Annotated in this window: 19 protein-coding genes; 11 read left to right on the top strand and 8 right to left on the bottom strand. The window is 49.0% G+C overall.

The genetic code is table 11. From position 1 onward, the window contains the following. The first annotated feature begins 228 nt into the window (after nt 1-228). Nucleotides 229-684, top strand: a complete 456-nt coding sequence (locus JUB14_RS03020) for a hypothetical protein (protein ID WP_207504285.1) — start codon at nt 229-231, stop codon at nt 682-684. Between the two features lie 14 nt (nt 685-698). Here JUB14_RS03020 and JUB14_RS03025 read toward each other — a convergent pair whose 3' ends face one another. After that, a complete protein-coding gene (locus JUB14_RS03025; protein WP_207504286.1) occupies nt 699-1,295 on the bottom strand; it encodes a thymidine kinase in 597 nt (198 codons plus the stop codon). Nucleotides 1,296-1,404: 109 nt separating this feature from the next. On the opposite strand from JUB14_RS03025, the gene JUB14_RS03030 reads away from it, so the two are divergent. Both JUB14_RS03030 and JUB14_RS03035 read left to right on the top strand, forming a co-directional pair. Beyond that, nucleotides 1,405-2,580 (top strand): DUF8457 domain-containing protein, encoded by a 1,176-nt coding sequence (locus JUB14_RS03030; RefSeq protein WP_207504287.1) that lies wholly within the window; start codon nt 1,405-1,407, stop codon nt 2,578-2,580. Nucleotides 2,581-2,729: 149 nt separating this feature from the next. Further along, nucleotides 2,730-3,473 carry a PorV/PorQ family protein gene (locus JUB14_RS03035; protein ID WP_207504288.1) on the top strand — a complete coding sequence of 248 codons (744 nt, stop codon included), beginning with the start codon at nt 2,730-2,732 and terminating at the stop codon, nt 3,471-3,473. 9 nt (nt 3,474-3,482) lie between these two features. On the opposite strand, the gene JUB14_RS03040 is transcribed toward JUB14_RS03035, so the two are convergent. After that, the gene (locus JUB14_RS03040; protein WP_207504289.1) at nt 3,483-4,577 is read right to left on the bottom strand and encodes a M20 family metallo-hydrolase; all 1,095 of its coding nucleotides are present in this window, start codon (nt 4,575-4,577) and stop codon (nt 3,483-3,485) included. A 152-nt stretch (nt 4,578-4,729) separates the two neighbouring features. Here JUB14_RS03040 and JUB14_RS03045 point away from each other — a divergent pair, with 152 nt between their 5' ends. From JUB14_RS03045 to JUB14_RS03055, 3 genes are all read left to right on the top strand, one after another. After that, nucleotides 4,730-5,782, top strand: a complete 1,053-nt coding sequence (locus JUB14_RS03045) for a saccharopine dehydrogenase family protein (protein ID WP_207504290.1) — start codon at nt 4,730-4,732, stop codon at nt 5,780-5,782. A gap of 98 nt (nt 5,783-5,880) precedes the next feature. Then, on the top strand, nt 5,881-6,174 hold the full coding sequence (locus JUB14_RS28075) for a nucleotidyltransferase family protein (protein WP_207505915.1): 294 nt from the start codon (nt 5,881-5,883) through the stop codon (nt 6,172-6,174). Next, complete coding sequence (locus JUB14_RS03055) at nt 6,143-6,466, top strand: HepT-like ribonuclease domain-containing protein (RefSeq protein WP_207504291.1); 324 nt, start codon at nt 6,143-6,145, stop codon at nt 6,464-6,466. Before JUB14_RS28075 ends, JUB14_RS03055 begins: the two co-directional genes overlap by 32 nt. A 12-nt stretch (nt 6,467-6,478) precedes the next feature. Here the strand turns inward: JUB14_RS03055 and JUB14_RS03060 are convergent, their stop codons facing one another. The 6 genes from JUB14_RS03060 to aat form a co-directional block, all read right to left on the bottom strand. Next, nucleotides 6,479-7,489 (bottom strand): GRP family sugar transporter, encoded by a 1,011-nt coding sequence (locus tag JUB14_RS03060; RefSeq protein ID WP_207504292.1) that lies wholly within the window; start codon nt 7,487-7,489, stop codon nt 6,479-6,481. A gap of 59 nt (nt 7,490-7,548) precedes the next feature. After that, complete coding sequence (rbsK, locus tag JUB14_RS03065; RefSeq protein WP_229367496.1) at nt 7,549-8,439, bottom strand: ribokinase; 891 nt, start codon at nt 8,437-8,439, stop codon at nt 7,549-7,551. 128 nt (nt 8,440-8,567) lie between these two features. Next, on the bottom strand, nt 8,568-10,163 hold the full coding sequence (locus JUB14_RS03070) for an FAD-dependent oxidoreductase (protein WP_207504293.1): 1,596 nt from the start codon (nt 10,161-10,163) through the stop codon (nt 8,568-8,570). 378 nt (nt 10,164-10,541) lie between these two features. Further along, nucleotides 10,542-11,792, bottom strand: a complete 1,251-nt coding sequence (locus tag JUB14_RS03075) for a glutamate-5-semialdehyde dehydrogenase (RefSeq protein ID WP_207504294.1) — start codon at nt 11,790-11,792, stop codon at nt 10,542-10,544. After that, nucleotides 11,792-12,823: a glutamate 5-kinase gene (gene proB, locus JUB14_RS03080; RefSeq protein WP_207504295.1), complete on the bottom strand. Its 1,032-nt coding sequence runs from the start codon at nt 12,821-12,823 to the stop codon at nt 11,792-11,794. Before proB ends, JUB14_RS03075 begins: the two co-directional genes overlap by 1 nt. Nucleotides 12,824-12,902: 79 nt before the next feature. After that, on the bottom strand, nt 12,903-13,529 hold the full coding sequence (gene aat / locus JUB14_RS03085; RefSeq protein ID WP_207504296.1) for a leucyl/phenylalanyl-tRNA--protein transferase: 627 nt from the start codon (nt 13,527-13,529) through the stop codon (nt 12,903-12,905). A gap of 617 nt (nt 13,530-14,146) precedes the next feature. On the opposite strand from aat, the gene JUB14_RS03090 reads away from it, so the two are divergent. From JUB14_RS03090 to JUB14_RS03110, 5 genes are all read left to right on the top strand, one after another. After that, nucleotides 14,147-14,848, top strand: a complete 702-nt coding sequence (locus JUB14_RS03090) for a GNAT family N-acetyltransferase (RefSeq protein WP_207504297.1) — start codon at nt 14,147-14,149, stop codon at nt 14,846-14,848. Between the two features lie 138 nt (nt 14,849-14,986). Continuing rightward, nucleotides 14,987-16,192, top strand: a complete 1,206-nt coding sequence (argG, locus tag JUB14_RS03095) for an argininosuccinate synthase (RefSeq protein WP_207504298.1) — start codon at nt 14,987-14,989, stop codon at nt 16,190-16,192. After that, on the top strand, nt 16,192-17,175 hold the full coding sequence (argC, locus tag JUB14_RS03100; RefSeq protein ID WP_207504299.1) for an N-acetyl-gamma-glutamyl-phosphate reductase: 984 nt from the start codon (nt 16,192-16,194) through the stop codon (nt 17,173-17,175). The genes argG and argC overlap by 1 nt, the downstream gene beginning before the upstream one ends. A gap of 103 nt (nt 17,176-17,278) precedes the next feature. Beyond that, the gene (locus JUB14_RS03105; protein ID WP_207504300.1) at nt 17,279-18,421 is read left to right on the top strand and encodes an aspartate aminotransferase family protein; all 1,143 of its coding nucleotides are present in this window, start codon (nt 17,279-17,281) and stop codon (nt 18,419-18,421) included. Nucleotides 18,422-18,610: 189 nt separating this feature from the next. Then, nucleotides 18,611-19,567 (top strand): N-acetylornithine carbamoyltransferase, encoded by a 957-nt coding sequence (locus JUB14_RS03110; RefSeq protein ID WP_207504301.1) that lies wholly within the window; start codon nt 18,611-18,613, stop codon nt 19,565-19,567. The last annotated feature ends 11 nt before the right edge of the window (nt 19,568-19,578 follow it).

Here is a 19,578-nt window from a genome sequence, read left to right on the forward strand (position 1 = left end):
TCGGAACTGGGGAAAGATGTGGAATATGTTCTCGAGAAAAACAGATAAGAGAAGGCTTACCCGATGACAAAGCACTTACACAGGGATGGCGCTATATGAGCTATCGGCATCTGTTTTAGGATGGTACATAACCATTAGGGGGAGAAGTGAGTTTGTTATGAAATGGGTACCAAATAGACTGGCCCACTATTTTTTATACTCCTAACACTACATTAACTACTAATACCTATGGACCAAACCGAACGTAAGCACCAGATAGTCGAAGCCTGCAAAGCCAGTATTAATGATAAAATAGCCGTGATCAGCGAAGACCTAAACAGGTTGCGCGATTCAGCCAGCACAAGCTATGACAATGAAGCCAACAACCAGTGGGAGGGGAACGAAGATGAAATGATGAATGATGTAGGTGATCTCCAGTCTCACCTGGATTACCTGGTCGAAACGGCAGGCCTTTTTAATCGGGTTGATTTTGGAAAGGAGTATGATACAGTAGAGCCGGGAGCTGTTGTGATTACAGATCAGAGAAATTTTTTAGTAGGTGTAGCCGGTGAGTTTAAGTGTGAAGGCGAAGACTTTATCGGTATTGTAGCTGCCGCACCCATTTATGCCGAAATGAAAGACAGAAAGTCGGGAGAAACCTTTTCCATGAACCAGGTCACCTATACCATCCAGGAAATATTCTGACTTCTGGAGGCCATTTACACATGTTTGGCTTTTTCACCCAGATTAAAACAACGACGGCAACGTGCTTCGTAATGGTCAGTTTCACCTAAGAGTACCCGTTGCTGAGAGGGGGAAAGCCGGTAGGAGTGGGACGCAACATCGCCACAAATCACACAGATGGCATGTACTTTGGTTACGTATTCGGCTATAGCCATTAGGTTAGGCATACAGCCAAAGGGGCGGCCCTGAAAATCCATATCCAATCCGGCTATGATGACACGCTTACCATTATCGGCCAGGTTAGTACAAATATCTACAATGGAATTATCGAAGAATTGTGCTTCATCCAGCCCGACTACGTCGCAGTTGCCCGCCAGCAGCAGGATCTCGGAAGCAGTCTGTACGGGGGTGGAGCGTATGGAGTTTTCATTGTGTGAAACTATGTCCTCCTCGTGGTAACGCTTATCAATGGCCGGCTTGAATATCTCTACTTTCTGTCGCGCAATTTTAGCCCGATTGAGCCGACGTATAAGCTCTTCAGTCTTCCCCGAAAACATTGATCCACAAATCACTTCTATCCAGCCTGTACGAGGGTGCAGAATTTCTTTTTTACGCGAAGGTTCAATGAACATTTTAGTATATTGGTGCGTCGGTCGGTGCCGGTTACTTTTGTTATATTTACAACTGCAAAGCAAACACATTTTCTTTACATCATCCCCCTTAACAGCCTTTTAAATCGTTATGTCAAATACACTGAATCAAGCGGCTTTGAAGCAGTACGTAAATCAGTTTACGTCAAAAGTCCTTTCTGACTTTTACTCCCGCAAGAGTGTCATCAGTGGCCCGGAGCTGTTGAAACTCACGCCATTAAAGCAAGTGAATCTGGGTATTGTGAGCCGCCTGTTCGACCAGTGGAAAGCCGATGCCAATGCCTTCCGTAGCCCCTATTTTGATTTTGAAAATGCAGAAGTAAAAAAAGCCCTCGAAGATTTTATGAACACGGTGTCACAGCATATGGCCGTGAACCGTGAGGGGCTAGAGCCGCTGCTAACCGAGTCGGTACAGGAGGCGCTTATGCTCCTGCTGGACCCGGAGGCTTATTTTGACGGTAAGCTACGAGCCATGCCTGACTTTGTTTTTACGCAGGAGCAAGCCCAGCGAATGGTAAAGTACACCCACATTCACGGCGGTATAGCCAAGTCCCTGGCTCTGCGGTTGACTGATAATGGTTCCACCTTTGTGTATTCAAATATCGCACTGCGCTGGCTTACTGATATCCTGAGCAACGGATCAGCCCTTGATGCGAAAGAGCCCTACGTGCAGCAGTTCTCAGAAGTAGTAGAGCTTGATATCCAAAAGATAGTAAAGGCGCCTGCGCCGGTTAAAGTGCCTGTAGCGGCGGCTCCCGCCGCACCTGTTGAAAAAAAGGAAAGATCATTCTTTGACTCCATCCTGACCGATACCAGTAGTGCTTCGGCTCCACGGGCTGCGACACCAGTTGCTAGTGCTGAAGCGGGTGCTGTAGCGTCGCCTCAGATTCTGCGTGACCGCAGTGAATCGATACCTGCTCCCAGCGGACCTATGCGTACTACCACCGCAGCGGATGATTCCCTGAACAACCGCTTCAAGGTAGAGATTCCAAAGGCTTCTGATGAAAACACGTACGGCAATGTGCCCATCAAAGTAGAGAGTATAGCCAAGAGTATACCTCTGGGGCAGCGGTTCATGTTCGTAAGCCAGTTGTTCAAGGGCAGTACTGATGCCTTTGAAGATGCTATCCGTGAGCTGGATCAGGCTTCCAGCTTTGACGAGGCCCACGATATGATCGTATATAAGTTTGCGTCAATCTACCGGTGGAATACCGACAGCGAAGCCATCAACGACCTACTTACAATTGTAAAAAGGAAGTTCAGCTAAAAATAGAGTAAGCTACTAATTGATCGCCCTTGGTATACAGTAGCAACTTATACAGACTAAGCAGGAGACTACTACCTCTGCTGATACTATGCGCACCGCCGGCCCTCGCCGGCGGTGATGCTTTTCCTATCGGTGCGCGATCGTGGGGTATGGCTAACGCTGTAGTGGCTCAATCTGATAGGTACTCTGTAGTCAATAATATAGCCGGATTGGCCGGTGTACGCGACGCTTCCCTTTTCTCTTCCTACCATACCTACTACGGCTTTGACGGGATAGGTACTATTGCCTTTGGGGCTGTGATGCCCATCAGCCGTGATCTTACGACCGGACTCTCCGTTCAACGGTTTGGTGATAAGCTATATAATGAATTAGCATTCGGAATAGGAGCCGGTCACCGCATCAACCGGATTAGTCTGGGTCTTAAGATAAGCTACGTACAAATAGCGGTCAATGCTCCTTCTCTGGCCCTAAGTCGTAAAGCGTTGTTGGTAGAAATGGGTGGAATCATGCAGCTCACCTCTAAGCTGGACTTTGGGGTACATATGTACAACGTAGTCCAGGGGAGCTTTACGGGTGAATCAAGTGAACAACTACCAACAGTACTACGAGCCGGACTGGCTTATAAGCCTATATCGGCACTTCGCCTGAGTGGGGAGTTAGTAAAGGATACCGCTCTGCCCACATCGTTTCGGGCCGGCCTCGAGTATGAGATAGTTTCCAGCCTCTTCGTACGCACGGGCATAGCTACCAAGCCCAATACCAATCACTTCGGGCTAGGGTACGCTGCCAATGGGTTCAATATAGATTACGCCGTACATACTCACCCACAGCTTGGCTGGTCACACCACGTTACCGTAGCTTACAGCTTCGCCCCAAAGTCAGAAGCCGAGTAGCTAAGGGTACTAAGCCTTAGGGGCAACTACTGCTTCCACCATAGTGATATACTGCGCTATACCCTCTTCGATCTCATGCACGTAGATAAACTCATCGGCTGTATGCGAGCGCTCCGAATGGCCGGGACCCATCTTGAGCGAAGGACAGTCCAGCAGGGCCTGATCAGAAGTAGTGGGGGAGCCGTAGGTATTGCGGCCCAGCGCTACGCCCGCCTGTACAATGGCATGTTCAACCGGTATACTTGAGGGGCGGAGCCGGATTGAGCGCGGCTGAATCTCAGACTGAATATTTTCCTTAATGGTCTCCACGATTTCTTCCAGCGTGTACTGGTCTGTCACTCTAATGTCAACTGTGAAGGTACAGGCATCGGGTACTACATTGTGCTGGGTACCAGCGTTGATAATGGTTACCGACATCTTGATAGGCCCCAGCGTAGGAGACACCTTTGGGAAGCGGTAGTTGGTCAGCCAGTTGATATCCTTGATTGCTTTATAGATGGCGTTATCCCCTTCTTCGCGGGCAGCGTGACCCGACTTGCCACGAGCGATGCAATCGATTACCAGCAGTCCCTTCTCAGCCACAGCCAGGTGCATCTGGGTAGGCTCACCTACAATGGCAAATTCGATGGGTGGTAGCTCAGGAACTACTATTTCCAGGCCTTCTTTGCCCGATATCTCCTCTTCGGCGGTAGCCGCCAGAGCAATGTTATAGGTAAGGTCAGAGCGGTCGTAGAAATGGCAGAAGGTCGCAATTAGTGATACCAGGCATCCGCCGGCATCATTGCTACCAAGACCGTAAAGCTTCCCATCTTTTTCAACGGGCTCAAACGGATCAAGCGTCCAGGATTTATTGGGCTTGACAGTATCGTGATGGGAGTTGAGCAGCAGCGTAGGCTTGGCCGGATCGAAATGCTGGTTCAGCGCCCAGATGTTATTCTTCTTACGCTGAAAAGGGATCTGCTTTTTCTTAAGAAACTCCTCAATAACCAGCGCAGTATTGTCTTCTTCGCGGCTGAAAGAGGGAGTTGCAATCAGGTTTTTCAGTAGTTCGGTCGCCTCTTGGGCGATGTTCTGCACGTATTCAGTATCTGTTGATAAAGCCATAGGGGCATTCTTTATTTTCCATATGCTATGCGCCAAAGGTACAAAAATTGTGCAAAACGACCGTATTCCCTGCTACTTAGCCAGCGTTGAGGTAGTGGTACTTGTACAATTCTTTTTATATTCACCTACCTGAATACCATCTCTGAATCACTATGGAAAAGTCATCCCTGCTACTATATGGTGCTAACGGCTACACCGGCCAACTCATTGTAGATATTTGTCATGAGTATGGTATAGTACCCATCCTGGCAGCGCGGCGTGAGGAGGCCATCCGTCCCCTGGCTGAGCACATAGGTACTCAGTACCGGGTCGTGGAACTGTCGGATCAGGAGGAGTTGCGGAGAGCACTGGCCGATGTAAAGGTAGTACTGCATGCAGCGGGACCTTTCAAATTTACAGCCCGTCCTATGATCGAGGCTTGCTTGGCTACGCAGACGCACTACCTGGACATTACCGGTGAGATAGAGGTATTCGAACTGGCTAAACAATACGATGAGGCGGCCCGTAAAGCTGGAGTTATGGTACTGCCGGGTGCCGGGTTTGATGTAGTACCTACTGATTGCCTGGCTCTATACCTCAAAAAGCAACTACCGGATGCTACCCACCTCAAACTGGCCTTTGAAACCGTAGGTGGTGGCTTATCACACGGTACGGCCAGTACTATGGTAGAGGGTTTGGGTGTAGGAGGAGCCGTACGTGAGAATGGCAAGATAGTAAGCAAAAAGCTGGGGCATAAAAGTATGTGGTTAGAGATCAATGGGCGGAAGCGCTTCTTCATGACCATTCCCTGGGGCGACGTATCTACCGCCTACCATACCACGGGTATTCCTAATATAGAAACTTACACCGGTATCTCACCTAAGGTACATAACCTGCTACGGTTTCAGGGGCTGTACAACTGGCTGCTAGGTTCAGCTCTTGTAAAAAAGATAGCGAAGAGCCGAGTAGACAAGATTACCGGCCCTACCGAAGCCATGCGTCGGCTGGCTAGTAGCCATGTGTGGGGTGAGGTAATTAATGCCTCCGGAAACCGTAGGATCGCTCAATTAACCTGTCCCGAAGGCTATACGCTCACCGCTCATAGTAGTCTTATTATAGCTAAGAAAGTACTAGATGGAAACTTTAAAGCTGGTTATCAGACACCGGCTTCGGCCTATGGTGAAGATCTAGTACTTGAAGTACCGGGCGTGGAGCGGGTGGGGTAGTATATTAGCCAAAAGGTCTGATTTTTTGTTATTGTAGTAATCATTTATGATATACCTATGCAACTGCCTTCTATACTTTCCAGTAACACAGCAGAGCTATCCGGACTTGTAAACAGTATCGGGTAGATAAGTTATATGCATTCGGATCAGTACTTACTGAACAATTCCAGGAGGAAACTAGTGATTTAGACCTACTAGTAGAACTGGAATCCATGTCTCCCGTTGAGAATGGTGAAACATTACTGAAACTATGGGAGGCATTGGAAAATCTATTTCAAAGGAAAGTTGACCTTTTAACTGAACAGCCTATAAAGAATGAGTACCTGAGAGAGAATATCAATAGGACAAAACGACTCATTTATGACAGAAGAAGTGAAAAAATACTTATATGATGTTCTGTTGGCTATTGAGCAGTTTCTGGTAGGTATTGAAAAGTTTGAGGATTATCAGAATGATTTAAAAACTAAAAGTGCCGTAGAAAGACAACTTTCCATTGTAGGGGGAGCTGTTAATAAATATGGTAAGGCAAGTACTGAGAAATTGTCCCATTCAGAACAAATAGTAGCTGTACGTAACCGACTTATTCATGCTTACGACGCGATTGATGATACTATTATCTGGGTAATCGTACAGAAGTACTTACTTATTTTGAAATCAGAGGTTAAAGAAAAGTTGAGCAGGTAGTTACATACAATATCACCCCGCCGCGATGATCAGCCCCAGCCCTATCAGGTAGCAGATCAGCATGAGGTTGAGGAGCGTAGAGGTCCCCTTAGGGGCATTTCGGAATTCTTTCCAGATGTAGATACCCCATATAGCAGCCACTACTGTGGCACCCTGGCCCAAACCGTAGGAGATAGCAGGACCTGCTTCGCCCGAAGCGATAATATTAAATGACATCCCGATGCACCAGATCACACCACCGGCTATACCGGTGAGGTGGCTGCGGACGTTGCCGCGGAAGTAGTCGGCATAGGATACGGGCTCTCCGGTGAAAGGGCGGTACATGAGCAGGGTATTGAACAGAAAGTTGCTCAGCAAAATACCTACAGCGAAGAACACTACCGCTGTATAAGGACTTAGCTTGCCCGGCAGGGGTTGGTTGAAATCCGGGAACATAGCCTGCGCCACGTACTTATAGAAGAATCCCATCAGCAAGCCTGCCACGACCGCCAGTACCAGCCCTTTGGTAGATACGCCCGGCGTGGATACGCCCTGAGTAGTACTCGACAGTTTGCGGTAGGCGCTGGCGTTGAGTAGAATGGCTGCCACTACCAAAGCCACGCCGCCAAACAGGAGCGTAGCATTGCCGACGGGCTGGTCGAGGTAGTTGACTATTACTCCCACGACCAAAGCCAGACCGATACCCACCGGAAAAGCAACCGACATACCCGCGATAGAGATAGCCGCCACCAGCAGGATATTGGCCGCGTTAAATAAGACCCCTCCCCATATGGCCGAGCCTATACTGGAACCATCCGCCTGTTGGACGTCAGGAATAAAGCTACGGCCGCCGTCGCCGGTACTTCCGAATGTGAAAGCAAACAGGAGCGCCAGCAGCAGGATACCCAACACATAGTCCCAGTAGAAGAGCTCGAAGCGCCAGTGTCCGGCGGCCAGTTTTTGAGTGTTGGCCCAGGAGCCCCAGCAGAGCATGGTTACAAAACAGAAAATTATAGCGGTAGTGTAGGTTTCGACGATGAACATAGGGAGGAGTTGGAGGAGCTAGGGTGTTGCTTTATCAGAAAGAAGACAGATTAGACTAGTTACGAAACTTCATGCCGATAGGGCATTGAGCTCTGTGCCCCCAACCGTGTAACCGAGAGAGCGGCGGCTTTACAGGCAAAGGCTACGGAATCCCGCAAGGATACCCCTTCGGCTAAGCCTACGGCCAGAGCACCGTTGAAGCAGTCACCGGCGGCGGTAGAGTCGATGGCCTTTACGGCTACTCCCTCTACGATACCTTCAAATTCACCGCTTAGTATATACGCACCCCTGGCGCCCAGCGTAATCACGACATGTGACACACCCATATCCTGCAAGGCACGAGCGGCTTTGCCTACACTCTCTTCGGTGACGGGGATACCCGTCAGTAGTTCGGCTTCGGTTTCGTTGGGGGTAATCAGGTAGAGGTGGGAGAGCAGGTCAGTGGCTAACCTCTGAGCGGGAGCGGGATTCAGGATCACCCGTAGTCCGCGCTGCGCGCTCCTCCGAATGGCATACTCTACGGTAGCCAGAGGTATTTCCAGCTGGAGGAGTACTATGTCATTGGGCGAGCAGGCATCAATAGCGGCTTCTACTTCGTCGGGTTGAAGATTACCGTTGGCACCGGGGGCGACTACAATGCAATTTTCGCCCTGATCATCCACGGTAATGAGAGCAACTCCCGACGGACCATCATCTTTGACAATAGCCGCTGTATCTATACCTTCCTTTCGAAATCCTTCCACAGCTTGTTCACCAAAGAGGTCATTCCCAACCTTAGCCACCAGCCGGACCGAGGCACCCAAGCGGGCAGCGGCTACGGCCTGGTTAGCTCCCTTTCCACCGGGATTCATCAAAAAAGTACCACCAATAACGGTTTCGCCGGGAGCAGGAAGCTTCTGAGTCTTTACGACCATGTCCGTGTTGGAGCTTCCTATCAGTAGGATGTTCATGTATATGTATGTTACAACCAGTATCGTATACTACTAGTGGTAAGCACGCTTAGGAGTTATTCTAATGCAACGGGTACAAAAAAAGCCCTTCACCACCAGGGCAAAGGGCTTTGACTAGCTGTACTTTTCTAGCGCGATACCAGCATTGATGATTGCTTCAGATAGCCTTCCCAGTTATCTATCTCTTCCAACACCTCAGGGCCTGGCATACTACCATTGTACATCAACTCCTGTAGAGCTGCTATATCGGCATCATGCTCCAGGCCCAGCACCGCCTTGATCTGATTATCTTTTATATAATACGCCAGAAATCGATCCTGCTGGAGGCTACCGCTGATCAGGACATCATCATAGTCCTCCACGTAGCCTACATACCGCAGATTGCGTCCCTGCTGATTGGTCCAGAAGAATGGAACTGTATCGTACAACTGACCGGCTCCGGCCATATTCTTACCCGCTATGCGACCTTGTTGTCCTGCTACTTTCCAGTGCTCAATCCGGCAGTGACCCGTCCCAAAAGGTACATAAGCAATATCTCCGGCTGCATATAGTGTATTAGTTATACGTAGGAATGAATCTACTTTGACACCTCCATCCTTTTCACGCTCTATACCTTTCAGAAAATCCAAAGCTGGCTTCACCCCAATACCAACCAGTACCAGATCGGCCGGTAGGGTATCGCCGTTATCAAGCACCACTTCATTTATTATATCTTCACCATTCAGCTTCATCACCTTTCGTTCCAGCCGGAACTTCACGCCTGCCTCTTCGTGCCACTGCTGTATACGCTTACCTACTTCCCGTCCCCAAATTTTCTGGAAAGGAGTAATATCCGGAGAAACAACGGTTACGTCACAGCCTCTTTTACCCAGGCTCATGGCTCCTTCCAGTCCGATAAATGAGCCTCCTACTATTACTACCCGGGTACCTTCGTTCGCCGCATTTCGTAGCTGACGACTATCTTTTAGCGAGCGCAACAGAAACACGTTGGGCTTATCAGCTCCCTCCAAACGAAGATTGCAGGTTTCACCACCGGTACAGAGCAGGGCTTTATCGTAGGTAAGTTGGCTGCCATTGTCAAAGTCAATTTGTCGGACAAATGGATTCAGGCTTTTAACACAATGATCTTTCAAAAGCTCTATGCCGTACTTTTCGTAAAAGTCAGCAGTACGCAGGGGCATCTGCTCGTCCGAGGCTTTGCCCTGCAGGTACATCTTACTGACGTTGGTACGGTCGTAAGGAGCCTCACTTTCGGCTGTAATCATGATGATTCGCCCCCGGTAGCCGGCTTCGCGCATACCTTCGGCGGCATACTGTGCAGCGACGCCACCACCTACAATAGCATATATATCTTTATTCTTTGGATCGCGCAGGGTAAGTGGATTGGGCTTACAGTCCGGCAGATCACCCTCGGGTACATACACATATACATCATCTCCACGTACCTCCACTTTGTAGGTAGGCAGACCATCCAGGCCGGGGGCTTCCAGATTTATTCCGGAATGGACATCGAAGCAGGCGTGGTGCCAGGGGCAGACCAATCGGTTCCCATTAAGAGCTCCCTTGACCAGAGGGGCACCGTAGTGGGTACATTTTGGGGACAAGGCGTAGAACGCGCCTTCATTACGGATAAGCAGGACTTTCGCACCGCCAGCTTGTACTTCCTCCTTGTGCTCGTCGGGCCATTCACTGACTTTGGCCACCCAGTATTCTCTTTTTTCCATAGGGGTAGGTTGGGTTGAATACAGCAATGCTTATAACAAAAATGTTAAAAACCGTACTTCAAAAAGAGGAGGAGGAGAAACAGAGGTGGTTACAAAAAATCAAATTTAGCAATAATTTAATACATTTACTGGCTTGTATCAAATTTATGTAGGATAGATTGTGATTTGATAATGAATGAGATATAGTTAGTGAAGGAGACTCGGGAGGTAGGTTAGCTGTGTAACTAGTGGCGCTTTTGTGGAAATCGCACCCTTGCAATTACAGCCCCAGCTACACCTACACAGGCTAGTACTTGAAAAAAATAGAGAGTATATAAGGAGTTGGAAGCTCTCCCTATCAAACCATGTATAAATCAGATAGGGAGAGCTTATAAGTACCTACCAGCGGGTCTGGCCGGAGCCAACTACTACCCATTTTTCGGTAACCAGTTTTTCGAGAGCAAAGGGACCACGCGCGTGTAGCTTTTGGGTAGAGATCCCAATTTCGGCTCCCAAACCAAATTCACCACCGTCTGTAAATCGGGTAGAAGCATTGGCATATACCGCGGCGGCATCCACCTCATTAAGGAACTTCTCAATAGACGCCGCATCACGTGATATAATAGCTTCGGAGTGGCGTGAGGAATACTGCTGAATGTGGGAAATAGCTTCCGAAAGGCCATCAACTACCTTAATGGAGCATTTATAGTCCAGAAACTCCCGGCCAAAATCATCTGATGTAGCCTTCTGCAGGAGAGGGTATTCAGCAGCTTTAAGTACCTGATACGATTCCTCGTCTGCAAATACTTTGACGTTCCACTTAGTGAACTCTTCTTTCAGTGTAGGTAAGAAGGCTTCGGCTACAGCTCTATCCACTACTACGGTGTCCAGCGAGTTGCATACCGAAGGGCGCGATACCTTGGCATTGACCACTATGTCACGAGCCATTTCAAGATCGGCAGTACTCTCTACGTAGGTATGGCATACGCCGGCCCCGGTTTCGATGGTAGGTACCAGCGAGTTCTGGCGAACGTATTGGATCAGGCCTTCGGAGCCACGTGGGATAATAATATCTACATAGCGAGTGGCTGAGAGCAGTTCGGCTACAAACTTACGATCAGTAGGAAGTAAGGCTACGGCAGCGGCGTCAACGCCAAATTCAGCAAGTACCTCATGAATAATACCAACCAGACACTCATTGGAGTACTGGGCCTCCTTACCTCCTTTGAGTACACAGGCGTTACCGGAGCGTAGGCACAGCGAGGCTACGTCAATAGTCACGTTGGGACGTGACTCATAGATCACACCTACTACTCCCAGCGGAACGGCTATCTTTTTCAGCTGAAGTCCTTGGGGCAGGGTACGTTCCAGTAACAACTGACCGGTAGGATCGGGTAGGGCTGCTACGTCACGCAGGCTCTGCGCCAGTCCCTGAATACGTTTTTCGTTCAGGAGCAGGCGGTCCTTCTTCGGATCACTGTCATCCATGCGCTCCAGGTCTTTCTGGTTTTCGGCGATGATACGTGCCTGATTGGCCAGTACCCGGTCCGCCAGGGTGGTGAGCAGGTCTGCCCGTTGGGCGTCTGAAAGGTTACGAACGGCCGCTGAGGCCTGTTTGGTAGCTTGTAGTAGGGATATGATTGATTCCATCAGAGTAGTACGATATCGCTGGCGTTAGCCACTTCAAAATTCTGAGTTTTCAAATTGTTTATGATAGCCTGTGACGTCTCACGGGCACGGGCTACGGCTATCATCTCGTTTTCAGGAGTGAATAGTTCTATGATCTCGCCGGCCTCAAATTCACCTACTACTTCCAGTACTCCTACGGCCAGCAGGCTTTTCCGCTTTACCAGCGCCTGGGCAGCTCCTTCGTCGATGCGGAGCTTTCCGGCTACCAGACCGCCGCTGCCCAGCCAGCGCTTGCGGGCCGACAGGGTACTTTTCTGCGGGGTGAATACGGTACCGGTCTCTCCCCCTAAGGCTCGGAGTATGCCATCCTTTTCGCCCATACCGAATATCACCACCCGGATACCCATACGGGTAGCCAGTTTGGCAAAGGTGAGTTTAGAGGCCATTCCCCCCAGTCCCAGGGCTGATTTGTCAGTCCTGACAAAGCGGAATACATCATTCACGTCAGGTACCTCACGCACCATCTGTCCGGCTTCGTCCAGCAGGCCGCCTACGGAGGTACATAGCATCAGGGCTTCGGCTCCGAAGCCAGCCGCTATAAGCGTAGCCAGTTCGTCATTGTCCGAAAACTTCAACTCTCGGTCGCTCACCACGTCATTCTCATTGACAATGGGAATAATACCGTTGCTCCAGAGTTCGTCGTAGGTTTCCTTGAGTTGCAGGAACTGATGGCGGTTAGCGAAGTGCTGACGCTCGCAGAGGCTCTGGGCGATGGCTATACCGTAAGGGGTGAATTGGCTGGCGTAGATACCTACCAGCAGTGGATTGCCCACCGAGGCGGCGGCTTTACGTTGGGTGATGGTACCTTTATAATCCTGTATATAAGCTTTGCCTGCCCCTACGGCTCCCGACGATACCAGGATCAGGCGGTAGTCCTTGTGAAGCAGGGATACCTGGCGGGCTACTTCCGCAATGATGGCCAGATCAGGCTCACCGGATGGACGGGTGATGGAAGCAGTACCAAACTTAATAACGAGGATAGGCTTTGCCACAACTATACGAGCTATTTAACTGAAAATTCCCCAAAAATAGGCTATTTCAGCAGCAAACTATATAAAGTAGCTATTTTTACTAGGATTGTTGCCGCAGGAACAGATGCTCCACATCCGGCTCAATAAAGCGGGCTTTGGTAGAGACGGCCTTTCGCAGCCGGCTCATGTAGTCAGCTTTGGGTATCTCGATAGCGCCAAACCGGCGTACATTGTCGTTAATAAACTGGGTATCCAGCAGTTGAAAGCGTTGCTGTCGCAGAACTTCTATCAGATAATGGAAGGCTACCTTAGAGGCATTACTGACGGTATAGAACATGGATTCGCCAAAGAAAGCAGCCCCTATAGCCACCCCGTACAAGCCTCCTACCAACTCTCCATTCAGGTAGGTTTCTATACTATGAGCAAATCCCATCTTATGCAGTTCAGTATAGGCATCAATAATATCCTCAGATATCCAGGTACCCTCTTCATCGGATCGGGGAGCCGCACAGTGAGTCATCACTCCTCGAAAATCGGTGTTGATCCTGACTTCAAATATCCGTTTGTTAAGGACAGGACGAAGTGACTTGGGGGAGCTGTAGGTATCAATAGGTATAATAGCCCTCGGGTCCGGCGCGTACCAGTATATGGTATCGTCGGCATCTGCCATGGGAAATATTCCATTGATATACCCGTATATAAGATCGTCAGCGGATAGTTGATTCATCAAAAGTTGACACCTCCATTGTTGTTACTCCCCTGCTTGCTGACTTCTATGTACTCGTGAAGACGTGGGTATTGCAGAGGGAAATATCACCACACCACTGTGTAACTAGTAGGCGATGGAGAATTTTTATGGTCCTGCTACCGGGACAGTAGCTTTCTAAACAAAGTTACACCATTTGGCCGAGATTTAACTCTTGTACTTCATGTATCTGATTATCAATATTGTGAGCCTGGATTGTAACCTGGATAAAGGAACTGGTCCAGTATCAATAAGTATATATGGGTATAATTGTTTAGACCTGATATTGTAAGATCCACTGAACCAGAAAAATATATTTGCTGTTTCTTTGTGTGAATATCTATTTTTTATAAAATTTGCACTGTTTTTCAGCAGAAGCTATCAATGAACAACCACGGCGCATATACTTTCTTTCATACTACGCCCTTCAGGTTTAGGTCCGGGAGGACCATATAATTCTGTTTTACCTACGTGGTAAACATCTCTCTGCCCCCATTCTTTTTTTAATGTTATTAATTTCAAAAACCTCATCAGGTATTTGATGTGATGACCCGGTCGCGTTGCGTATGGAGGGTATCATTTTTTCAGAACTAACAACCATGAAGAATAAAGAACTATCCGGCAGCCAATTCGTAGTTCAGGTTGCTAATGAAAATCATCTGCATTTCGCCGAAACCATTTGTGCCGAAATGGAGGAAAGTGCCAAGAAGCGTGGCACTGGTATAGCCAAGCGCTCTCCGGTGTATCTGATGGAAAAAATGGTAGAAGGGAAGGCCATCATCGCTACTACCACTGGTGGTATATGGGTAGGCTTCTGCTACATTGAGACCTGGGAGCACGGCAAGTTTGTCGCTAACTCCGGTTTGATCGTACACCCTGACTATCGTAATAGTGGTATAGCCAAATCTATCAAAGCCAAGGCCTTTGAACTGTCGCGTAAGAAGTACCCCAATGCGAAGATCATCGGTATTACTACCAGCCTGGCGGTGATGAAGATCAACTCTGACCTGGGTTATGAGCCTGTTACGTTCAGTGAACTACCTGCCGATGACGCTTTCTGGAAGGGATGCGCCAGCTGTATTAACTACGATGTACTTACACGTACCGATCGTAAGCACTGCCTGTGTACTGGTATGATGTTCAATCCTGAAGAGGCTAAAAAGAACGAGAAGGAGCAAACCTGGAACTTCCTGAAGGAGTCCAAACTGTATGAGCGCTGGATGCGTATCAAGCAGCTTGTGCTGTTACGAAGGGAGGAGAGGGCCAAAAAGAAGAATACCGACGCGATGCTGGTACCTTAGGGTACTGTTGTACATAAGATTTATTTCAGTACATAAAAAACCTCGCTCGGCAGTTTCGAACAAGTCCGTAGCGAGGTTTTTTACATTTATAGCCCATCTCAATAAATCAAGTTAACCATATATTACCATCGAAGTAAAATGTCACAACCAAAAGTAGTATTAGCATTCAGTGGAGGTTTGGATACCTCGTTTTGTGTGAAGTACCTCGCCGAAGACAAAGGCTATGAAGTACACTCTGTACTGGTAGATACCGGTGGATTCTCGGACGAAGAACTAAGGACCATTGAAGCTAATGCCTATGCGCTGGGTGTAAAGCAGCACGCTACGATCGACAAGACGAAAGACTACTACGAGCAGTGCATCCGCTACCTGATCTTTGGTAATGTCCTTAAGAATAATACCTATCCGCTATCTGTAAGCGCCGAACGGATTTTTCAGGCGGTGGCCGTAGCTGAGTACGCTAAGGAAATCGGGGCCAAAGCTATCGCTCATGGTAGTACGGGTGCCGGTAACGATCAGGTTCGTTTTGATATGGCATTCCGCATTATTACTCCTGATGCCGAGATCATCACTCCTATCCGTGATCTGAAACTGTCACGCGAGGCGGAGATCGAGTACCTGACCAATAAAGGCGTACAGCGTGAGTGGCACAAGGCAGCGTATAGCATTAACAAAGGACTTTGGGGAACATCAGTAGGTGGTAAAGAAACGCTGACTTCGGAGAAGTACCTGCCCGAAGAGGCATGGCCTACGCAGGTTACGAAAACTGAGCCGGAGACTATAACACTTGAGTTTGAAAAAGGTGAACTGGTAGGTGTAGCCGGAGAGAAGTTTGAAAATCCGGTACAGGCTATCCAGAAACTGTCGGCCCTGGCTCAGCCTTACGGTATTGGACGTGACATTCACGTAGGTGACACCATCATCGGTATCAAAGGCCGCGTAGGATTTGAAGCAGCCGCTCCTCTGATCATCCTTAAAGCCCACCATACCCTCGAAAAACACGTACTGACCGAGCAGCAATTATACTGGAAAGAGCAACTGGCCAACTGGTACGGCGGTCTTCTCCATAAAGGTCAGTTTGTAGAGCCGGTAATGCGCAACATCGAAACCTTCTTAACCGATACCCAAAGCCACGTAACTGGTAAAGTACACGTGCACCTGGCTCCGTACCGCTTCCACGTTGAGGGTATCGAATCGGTCTACGACCTGATGTCGTCAGTATTCGGTAGCTACGGCGAGATGAACAACGCCTGGACCGGCGACGACGTACGCGGCTTCTCTAAGGTAGCTTCCAACCAGGCTATGATCTTTCAGAAAGTTACTGAACTAGCCGATAAGAAGTAATGGCACAGGTACATATAGGAATAATAGGCGCGGCTGGCTACACGGGAGGAGAACTGCTCCGTATCCTGATTAACCACCCCCACGCCACTATCGCTTTTGCTCATAGTAAGAGCCAGGCCGGTAAGCCGGTATATGCTACCCATACCGACCTGATCGGGGATACAGATTTGGTCTTTTCGGGAGAGGAAATCTCTGCATTGCTGGGTCAGGAAGGGCTTGATGTGATTTTCCTGTGCTCAGGACATGGCGAGTCCAAAAAGTTTCTGGACGAGCACCAGGTCCCTGACTCAGTTAAGATTATTGACCTGAGTACCGACTTCCGCGATGAGTCTGAGGGCTTTGTGTACGGTCTGCCTGAGTTGCAGCGCGATACCATCCAGCAGGCTAACCGTATTGCCAATCCGGGCTGCTTTGCGACCAGTATTGAGCTGGCGCTATTGCCTCTGGCAAGTGCAGGTTTGTTGAAAGAGGCGGTACATGTAAGTGCAATCACGGGTAGTACCGGAGCCGGTCAGGCCCTGAGTACGACTACGCACTTCAGCTGGCGCAACAACAATATGTCAATCTATAAGGCTTTTACGCACCAGCACCTGAAAGAGATCAGGATGAGTCTGACGAAGCTGCAGAAAGGTTTTGGTGAAGCCATTAACTTCATCCCCTACCGCGGCGACTTCACCCGGGGGATTATGGCTAATGTCTATACTCCCTACGAAGGTACTCTTGAGGAAGCCCTGGAACTGTACGGCAGCTACTACGCTTCACACCCGTTTACGCACGTAAGTGTGGCAGCGATTGACCTGAAGCAGGTAGTGAATACCAACAAAGGGTTGATCCATGTAGAGAAACACGACGGGCAGCTACTGATCACTAGCGCTATTGATAACCTTACCAAAGGGGCGTCGGGACAAGCCGTTCAGAATATGAACCTGCTCTTCGGCCTACCCGAAGATGCGGGCCTAAGACTGAAGGCACCAGCATTCTAGTAGAGCTTGTGAGTAAAAACTCCATATTGAAGTACTCATCGACTCATAAAGTTATTTACCACGGCCGGAGGCACTCCTCCGGCCGCTCATAAACTTCAAAGATATGTCACAGCTATTCAATGTATACCCTCTTTACGATATAGAGCCGGTTAAGGCCCGGGGCAGCTACCTGTGGGACTCCAACGGTACTAAGTACCTGGACCTGTACGGTGGTCATGCGGTTATTTCCGTCGGGCACTGCCATCCCTACTACGTCGATATGCTGACGAAGCAGCTCAATGCCATCAGCTTCTACTCCAATTCTGTAAAGATATCCCTGCAGGAGCAGCTGGCTGAAAAGCTGGGAGCGCTTTCCGGTTATCCCGACTATCAGCTTTTTCTGTGTAATTCCGGCGCTGAAGCCAATGAAAATGCGCTGAAGCTGGCTTCTTTCCACAACGGCCGGACGAAGATAGTAGCTTTCAAAAAGGCTTTCCACGGACGTACTTCCGGAGCTGTTGCAGTAACAGATAATCCTTCTATCGTAGCCCCTATCAACTTCAACGAGCACGTCTCATTCCTGCCTTTCAACGATGTAGAGTCGGCCGAAGCGGGTATTACTGATGAAACCTGTGCGGTGATCGTAGAAGGTATACAGGGTGTAGGTGGTATTCAGGTATGTACGGATGAATTCCTGCAGGCACTCCGTCGCAAGTGTGACGAAACCGGAGCTATTCTGATTCTGGATAGCGTGCAGTGTGGCTACGGACGTACGGGTAAGTTCTTCTCGCACCAGTTCAGCGGCATCCATCCTGATCTTATTACCATGGCTAAAGGCATGGGCAATGGCTTCCCAATCGGTGGAGTACTTATCTCTCCTAAATTCAAAGCGAGCTACGGCCTGTTAGGTACTACTTTCGGCGGTAACCATCTGGCCTGCGCTGCAGGAGTAGCGGTACTGGATATTATGAAAGAGGAAGGGCTGCTCGAGAATGCCGCTCAGATGGGCGAGTACCTGTTTAAGGGCATACGTGAGGTGGGAGGATATAAGGAACTGCGCGGACGTGGCCTGATGATCGGTATTGAATACGACTTTCCTGTCAAGGCTCTGCGTGACAAGTTGCTCTTTGAGCACAAGATGTTCACCGGAGTAGCGGGAGCCAACACTATTCGTCTATTGCCTTCTCTGGCTATTGGCAGAGAAGAGGCCGATGCTTTCCTGGAAGCACTGGCGATAGAAGTGAAGCAAGTGGCGAATGTTGGCTAATAACGAGCATATTCGTTGACAGATAAACGCTTGTATAAGAAGAGTAAAGGTACAGTGGTAGGGTTAGGTACCTATCTTCTACTGCTGTACTTTATGGCTTATTCTTTCCTTCTGCCAAAACCGTAGGAGCCAATCCTGGTTCAAAACCTAACTAACTCGACAATACGAAATCGAAATTCGACAATACAGATGAAGAACTTTCTCTCTATCCACGACGTAGAAGACCTCAACAATCTTATTACCGGGGGTATTATTGCTAAACGCAATCCCTTTGCCGACCAACTGCTGGGCAAGAACAAAACTATCGGATTGTTGTTCTTTAACTCGAGCCTGCGTACCCGCCTGAGTACTCAGAAGGCCGCTCAGAACCTGGGGCTGAATGTCATGATGATGAACGTAGGGCAGGATAGCTGGGGACTGGAACTGGAAGAGGGAGTAGTAATGAATGGCGATAAGGCTGAGCATGTCAAGGAAGCGGCTGCCGTAATTGGACGCTACTGCGATATCATTGCTATACGGTCTTTTGCTGAATTGAAGGATCGGGAGAAGGATTACGCCGAGCATATATTTCAACAGTTTAAGAAGTACTCCGGAAGGCCTGTTGTGAATCTGGAATCAGCTACACGCCATCCTCTGCAGTCACTGGCTGACTGTATCACGATCGAGGAGTTCAGAACAAAGCAGCGCCCTAAGGTTGTACTGACGTGGCTGCCTCACTTCAAGCCCCTGCCGCAAGCGGTAGCCAATTCGTTCTGTGAGTGGATGAACCACATGGATGTAGAGCTGGTTGTAACGCACCCGGAAGGCTATGATCTGGCACCCGAGTTTGTAGGCAAGGCGCAGGTGATCTATGATCAGAAAAAAGCCCTGGAAGGCGCAGATTTTGTATATGGTAAAAACTGGTCATCGTATCAGCACTATGGACAGGTACTTACGCAGGACTACTCCTGGATGATTGATGAGGCCAAAATGGCGCTGACGGATAATGGTAAGTTTATGCACTGTCTGCCCGTACGCCGTAATATGAAAGTAGCCGATGAGATACTGGATGGCCATCGTTCACTGGTCATTGACCAGGCGGCTAACCGAGAATGGTCAGCGCAGGCAGTATTGAAAGAAATACTGGTAGGACAACTGGAAGAGTAGTAATGTAAACA

This window comes from Telluribacter humicola, from assembly GCF_017355935.1.
GTDB lineage: Bacteria > Bacteroidota > Bacteroidia > Cytophagales > Spirosomataceae > Telluribacter > Telluribacter humicola.